Annotated in this window: 6 protein-coding genes; 1 reads left to right on the top strand and 5 read right to left on the bottom strand. The window is 60.5% G+C overall.

Annotated features, from left to right (window positions below):
- The coding region (locus VMX79_09515) for an HAD-IIIA family hydrolase (protein ID HUV87339.1) at window positions 1-438 on the top strand (438 nt) is incomplete at its 5' end.
- Window positions 439-501: 63 nt separating this feature from the next.
- Here VMX79_09515 and VMX79_09520 read toward each other — a convergent pair.
- The 5 genes from VMX79_09520 to VMX79_09540 form a co-directional block, all read right to left on the bottom strand.
- The gene (locus tag VMX79_09520; GenBank protein ID HUV87340.1) at window positions 502-942 is read right to left on the bottom strand and encodes a biopolymer transporter ExbD; all 441 of its coding nucleotides are present in this window, start codon (window positions 940-942) and stop codon (window positions 502-504) included.
- Between the two features lie 24 nt (window positions 943-966).
- The gene (locus VMX79_09525; protein ID HUV87341.1) at window positions 967-1,470 is read right to left on the bottom strand and encodes a biopolymer transporter ExbD; all 504 of its coding nucleotides are present in this window, start codon (window positions 1,468-1,470) and stop codon (window positions 967-969) included.
- A gap of 4 nt (window positions 1,471-1,474) precedes the next feature.
- On the bottom strand, window positions 1,475-2,302 hold the full coding sequence (locus tag VMX79_09530; protein HUV87342.1) for a MotA/TolQ/ExbB proton channel family protein: 828 nt from the start codon (window positions 2,300-2,302) through the stop codon (window positions 1,475-1,477).
- Window positions 2,303-2,348: 46 nt separating this feature from the next.
- A complete protein-coding gene (locus VMX79_09535; GenBank protein ID HUV87343.1) occupies window positions 2,349-3,002 on the bottom strand; it encodes a MotA/TolQ/ExbB proton channel family protein in 654 nt (217 codons plus the stop codon).
- An 88-nt stretch (window positions 3,003-3,090) separates the two neighbouring features.
- The coding region (locus VMX79_09540; protein HUV87344.1) for a hypothetical protein at window positions 3,091-6,528 on the bottom strand (3,438 nt) is incomplete at its 5' end.

Consider the following 6,528-nt stretch of genomic DNA (forward strand, 5'->3'; position numbering starts at 1 on the left):
GCGGTGGAGACGTTCAAGGCCGCCGGGTGGTTGGTCTACGTCGTGTCGAACCAGTCCGTCGTCGCCCGGGGGCTCGCCTCGCGGGCGGACGTAGACGCCGTGACCGCTAAATTGGCCCGCGAGGTCGGCCCGGTAGACGGCGTATATTATTGTTATCATAAACCGGAAGACGGCTGCGACTGCCGCAAACCCGAGCCGGGTTTGTTGCTCGAAGCCCTCGCGGCGGCCGCCGACGCCGGCCCGGTCGAAGAATGTTGGATGGTGGGGGACAGCGCGCGCGACGTCGAGGCCGGCCGGCGCGCCGGCTGCCGCACCGCCGTCGTGCTCACCGGCCATTTAACCGCCCGGGAGGCGAAGGAGCTCGAGCCGCGCGCCGACGTCGTCGCGGATAACGTGCGGGAGGTTACCGAAATAATTACGCGTCTTCACCCGGGTTAACGCAAAAAAAAGGCGGGGTTCGTCCCCGCCGTTTAATCGCTTTCGCATTTCGGCGTCCGGTAGTTACCAGGCGCCTTCTTCTTTTTGGACTTCCAGGTTGAAGACGAGGATGTTGGCGGCCTGCAGCTCTTTCATAACCGAGATGAGTATGCCGTACTCGACTCTCTCCGCGGCGCGTACGTTGAAAATTATTTTATCCGGCGGGACCCCCGCGTTCAAAGCCTCGATACGCGCTGTTTTAACTTTTTCCGTAATGTCGCCCTGACGCTCGATGGGTATATTGTTGACGTAGACGACGCCCTGGCCGTCGATGACGACCGAGACGATATCGACGTCTTTGGGGATCTTTACGCCGGCGGCCGCGGAAGGCAACGTGACCTCTACGGCGTCCGGTTCTTTGAAGGTGGCCGTCATAAAGAAGAATATCAACAGCAATATGATGACGTCCACCATCGGCGTCATGTCGATGCGGACTTGAACCCGCCGCTGCATTTTCCGTAGCATGTTATTACGAACCCCTTCGCGCTCTTAGCCGCCCGCCTCGGCCGTCGCCGCCGTCTCGGGCGCCTCCTCGAGCTGGAGCGAGATCTTCTTCACGCCCGTTTGCTCCGACGCCATTTTGAATTCGTCCAAGACGTCCATCATCCGCGAGTATTCCGCCTGGGGCGAGACGTCGATAATCGTGATGAGGTTTTCGTTTTTCTGTTGGGAAGCGCCGATGTATTTGCCCAATTCTTCGAGCGATACTTCTTTCCCTTCCCGGTACCGCGTATCGACGACGTAGACCTTACCGGCCTCGTCGACCTTTATGGTCAGGACGTTGGATTCTTTGACCTTGACGAACTTCTCACCGGCCCCCGGCTTGGGCAACGTTACCTCCACCGCGGCCGGTTCTTTGAATTGGGAGGTCATAAAGAAGAAGATGAGCAGCAGTATGATAACGTCCACCATCGGCGTCATGTCGATGTAGATGCTGATCCTTCTTCTAACGCCTTTGCCGCCTCCCGCGGCTGGCATATCTGCGCCGGCCATACTTCTATTCCTCCTTCGCCGTCAGGAGGGCCAACAACTCGTTCGACGATTCCTCGAACGTGAAGTTGAATCTGTCTATGCGGTTGAGGTAGTAGTTGTACGCGACGATGGAGATAATGGCGACGGTCAGGCCGCCGGCGGTATTGATGAGCGCTTCCGAGATGCCGGTGGCGAGTTTGTTCGGGTCCGGCCGGCCCTTGGCCGCCAAGGCCGCGAACGCCCGGATCATCCCGACGACGGTCCCGAGCAGGCCGGTCATCGTTCCGATGGAAGCGATAGTCGCGATGAAGATGAGGTTGCGTTCCAGGAGCGAGGCTTCCATGGCGTTGGTCTCGGATATGGATTGCTGAACCTCCGCCCTGGTCGTCGCGGCGTCGTATTGGCCTTTTACGAGCGCGTACTTCTCTATGCCCGCGGCCAGTATTCGGCCCACCACGCCTTTCTGGTCCCTGCAAGCGGCGGAGGCGCCTCCGTAGTCGCCTGCATTAATGCGCTCTTTAACTATGCCGAGTAATCGGACGTGGGTCATCTTCCCCTTCGCCGTATTATACATCGTAGCGCGTTCGACGATGAAGAACAGCGTCAAGAGCAACAGGAAGAAGAGCATGTCGACCAGGCCGCCGCCGCGCGCCACCACCGCGCCGCCCTGGCCCAGGACGTTGGCGTTCTCAGTATTATATATGTTCTCTTCCATACGGACCGCGCCGCCCAAGGCCGCCATAGTGTCGAAGACGAACGACAGGTTGCGGCCCATAACGAAGAACCAGACGACCCACCAAGCGAGGTAGATTACGAACAGCACGAAGCAGATCGTAATGATTATCCTTCTCATTCTTTCCGTCCTCTCCTAACGGGGTTATATAACTAAGCTATAGAGTTCAGCGTTTTAGCCTGCGCTCCGACAGCAAACAGTATTCGAGCAAGTTTGCCGAAGCCTCTTCCATCGAAAAGACCAGCTTATCGATGCGACTTAGGAAATAGTTATAGAAAATTACCGCCATAATCGCGACGATAAGGCCCCCCGCGGCGTTGATGAGGGCCGTCGCGATGCCTTGGGCCAGTTTCGACGCCGCTACCTTCTCGCCCACGCCCGTGGCCGAGATGGCGGCGAACGACTGGATCATACCGACCACCGTGCCGAGCAGGCCGATAAGGTTGGCGATGGACCCGATGGTCGCGATGGGGATTATGTTGCGCTCCAGGAGCGCGCCTTCCATGACGTTGGCCTCTTGCAGCGCCAGGTTGAGTTCGTTTCGGAGGCCCCGCTCGGCGAACCTGCCGGTCATCGCTTTATACTTTTTGATGCCGGCGGCGAGAACGCGGCCTACGGAGCCCAATTGCTCCTCCGCGCTTTTCTCCGCGGCGTCCAGGTCTCCGTCTTCGATGGACTCTTTAACCCGCGGTAATATTTTTTCGGAGGGTATTTTCCCGCGCGCGATGTTCAGTGCCCAGAAACGCTCCAACGCGAAGGCGATAGTGAGTATCGAGACGAAAAACAAAACCGCCACCAAGGGGCCGGCTTGGTAGATCATATCCATCCGTCGTTTCTCCTTCCGTTTGAAAAAAATTAGGATAAACGCGCTTATATGTCAAGGATTTTTTTACCGCGTCGCCGTTCCGTCAGAAGATTATTTCGAAATTACCGTTTATACCTACCGTACGGTAATCTTGCTGTATGCCGGAATAATTCTTGAAGCGGGTCACGGTCCCGGTCACGTCGGCGCGGAGGTTGGTCGTAACGTAGTATCCCCCCGAGAGCGTATATATCCACTCGTCGGTGTCGTCCTGGGCGGCCTCGACGCCGCGGGTCTCGGTGAAGGAGACGCCCGCCGTCAGGTTGAGCTCGTTGCGCCACCGCAGCGTTCCCAACAGCGGGACCTTGAAGCCGTGCGGGTTGGCGACGTCGTAGTACAGCGTCAGCGACGGGTTCTTTTCCGTCAGGATGTGGAACCTGTCGGTCGGCGTATCGCCCGGGTCGAGCTCCTGGGTTTTCGTGTAGGTGTAATTATAGTCCGCCCGCGTCCGGAAGTTCCGCGTCCACGTCGCCCGCCACGAAATGCCGGGTTTCTGTTGAACTTCTACGTCGTTGTCCTGTTGGTAAACCCTCCTCTTGACGTAACTGGCGGCTACCGTCGAGCGGTTGAGGTAGGCCGCGACGAGGGGGAAGTTCTTGGTGCCGTAGAGCTGGCACGTCACGTCCGGGAAGGTCGTGCTTATGGTGCGCGAGGGCCCGCCCGTAATGACCGAGAGCTCGTTGGAGTAGGAGTAGTCGAAGTCGGTCTGGATGAAGTCCCAGTTCTCCCATTTCGTCCCCTCGCGGTAGCCCAGGAACTCGAGCGGGTGAAAGCGGTTATTGACCGTTATGCTGTAGCGGCGCCGCGAGTTGATGTATTTGGGGGTGTCCGTGAATTCGGGCAGGACGTGGTCGCGGCCCATGCGATACCACATCGGCGCCCGCCCCGCCATATCGGTATAGCTCGACGAGCGGATGAGGTCGTAGCTGGGCGTTATGGACCACTTGTTGATGCCGCGGGTGCGCTCGTCGGTCAGTTTGCCCACGTCCACCGGCACCGAGAAGTTGTACGAGGTTGAGAGCGATAAGTCCAACACCTCGGCCGGCCCGAGGTTGGGGCCCGAGTCCGTCTCCGGCGGCGTCTCCTCCTCGGTTCCCAACAGGACTATTTCGCGGTAGCTGCTGGTGTAGGACGTCCCGGGGCGGAGCCCTTTGACGTAGAAGTAGTCGGCGCGCAGGCCGTACGTCTCGTCGAACGACTCCTCGGTCTTGTCTATGCGGTCGCGGGTGTAATCGTAGTCGTAGGAGGGCGTGATTTCGAGGTCTTCGATGGGTTCGAATTTTACCGAGCTCCGGCTGTCGTCCGTCACCCAGTCGGTGTTGGTGCTCTCCTTCTCTTTCTGGGCGTAGGTCGTCTTCTGGAAGTCGCGGTCGAAGTCGGTTCGGACGTTGGTGGGCAAGTACCTCTTCCGGGGGTAGACGTCGTAGTCCATGCCGCCGCTGTAGGTGTCGGACTCGACGGTGCGGCCGTATTTATAGTTGAGCGAATCGGAGTTGCGAAAAGAGAAGTCGCCGCTCGGCAGCTTGTACTTACTGAACATGATGCCGATGCGCCGCGATACGCCGACCGCGCGCCCCTGGGCGTAGATGGACTGTTTGGGGTCGTACTTCTCCTCGGTGACCGTTTCGGACTTGCTCGCCGAGCCGGAGAGCGGCATCCGCGCGTTCCACAGGTCCGGCATGAATTTCGCGAGCTCGAGCGTGGCCTCCGCGTTTTTGCTGGTCGTGGTAGAGCGGGCCGTCGCGGTAGTGCCGATCTGCTCGAAGCCGGCGCCCACGTTGCGGAAGCCGCCGCTCACCTTTATGAAGTTGCCGAAGTCGAGCGAGGTGCTGGCGCGCATCGCCCGCCCGATCAGGTCCTCGGGCTCGAGCAGTATGATGTCGTTCACCCACACCTCGCGGTAGGCGAGAAATCCCCCCGAGCCGCCGTCGCGCGGCAGCTTGGTGCGTATTCCCACCCGGGTCTCGACGACGGTGAGCAGCGACGGGTCGCCGGCGACGCGGTAGTGCTCGTGGACCACCGCCTCGCCTGCCTGGATGAACGGCTGGCCTTTGGCTTGCAGGCCCAGGAAGCGCTCTATGTCCACCGTCACCTCGACCCACTCCTGTGTCCCCCCCATCTGCGTCAAATACTCGTAGTAGTTGTTCTCGTCGGCGCCGAAGCGTATGAAGATGATGTCGTTGTCGGAGGGGGGGCGGCCGCGGTCCTGCGGCGTGCGGTTGAAGTAGTAGAAGCGCATCTTGCCGTAGTGCGTGTAGTCCTGGCCCTGGTAGGTGGTGTAGCGGGTGGACCCTTCCGGCGCCGGTTCCTCGTCCAGCCGGCCGTTGCCGGCGCCGACGTGGTACGGGCCGACGCCCACGTCCTCGCCCGGGTCCAACAGGCCGTTGTGGTTGGCGTCCTCGGTGTCGTACTCGTCGTTGCCCGCGCCCCACACCACGAACCCCTCCTCGGACTTGACGCCGATGTCTTCCCAGTCCGTGAGGATGTACTCCACGACCAGCGCCTGCTCGCGCTCGAGCGTCTTCGTCTCCGGGTCTTCGACCTCGCGCCGCGGGACGTAGTCGGCGTCGTTGCGGCTGTCCTTGGTGGAGATCTTCATCTCGTTAAGGCCCTTGTCGGGGTCGAGCTCCGGCTTGTCCCACTTCATCGCGGCGAACGACACCGTCGCGAGGACGACGGACGAGCTCGAGGGGAAGTCGTCGTTGGTCCGGGCCTCGAGCCAGAACCGCAGCACCTGGATGCCGGTGGCGTCCGGTTGGCCCTCGGCGTCCGCGGTCTCGAAGTTGAACGGCACCCGCAATATGTACCATCCGGCCTCGAGCGGGGCTTTGGGGTCCCTCGACCCCCGGACGACGTACGGCGAGCGTTCGTTGAGGACCTCGTCCAGCGGTATGTCGTACGTGAAGTAGTTGTTGGCGGTGTCGAGGTTGCCGTTGAGGTTGTTGTCTTCCGAGTCGAAGATGTTTTTGTTGTGGATTAGGTAAGCGAACCAGCCAGGTGGCGTCGGCGATTTACCGCCGCCCTGTTCCTGTTTTTCAGTATTATCAAACCAGTACCCGTTGTCGTTATCCGGTATCAACCTTCCGTCCACGAGTATCTCCTGGCCCAGGACCGAGTTGCCGTCGGCGTCTTCGTCCACGGTGCCGAGGTCGAGGTGGAGGGTCCCGCCCTCTACGCCGACGAGCTTCATCATTATCTCGACGTACTCGAAGCGGGACTCGGTGAAGTCCAGGCCGGTGGGGGAGATGACGCGGTGGATGCCGCCCCAGGTGTGGCGGTTATTCGGAGGCCCCTCCGGATTGCCCGGGAGCCCCTTTATTTCCAACACCTCGAGCGTATCCTGCGGCCATTCGCTGTACACCTCGCTCAAGAGCCGTTGTTGCGTCTCGAGCGCCAGAAGCGCGCGGCCGCGGTTTCGTTGGTTCAGGTCGGCGCGGGGCGGCGCGCTGGCGTGCTTCCACGCTGTCTCCCTCATCGAGACGGT

The sequence above is a fragment of the bacterium genome (assembly GCA_035529855.1).
GTDB lineage: Bacteria > RBG-13-66-14 > B26-G2 > WVWN01 > WVWN01 > WVWN01.

Bases quoted from the DNA above. Each gene is read 5' to 3' on its own strand.
- VMX79_09520 (HUV87340.1), bottom strand. From the start codon at position 942: ATGCTACGGAAAATGCAGCGGCGGGTTCAAGTCCGCATCGACATGACG.
- VMX79_09525 (HUV87341.1), bottom strand. From the start codon at position 1,470: ATGGCCGGCGCAGATATGCCAGCCGCGGGAGGCGGCAAAGGCGTTAGA.
- VMX79_09530 (HUV87342.1), bottom strand. From the start codon at position 2,302: ATGAGAAGGATAATCATTACGATCTGCTTCGTGCTGTTCGTAATCTAC.
- VMX79_09535 (HUV87343.1), bottom strand. From the start codon at position 3,002: ATGATCTACCAAGCCGGCCCCTTGGTGGCGGTTTTGTTTTTCGTCTCG.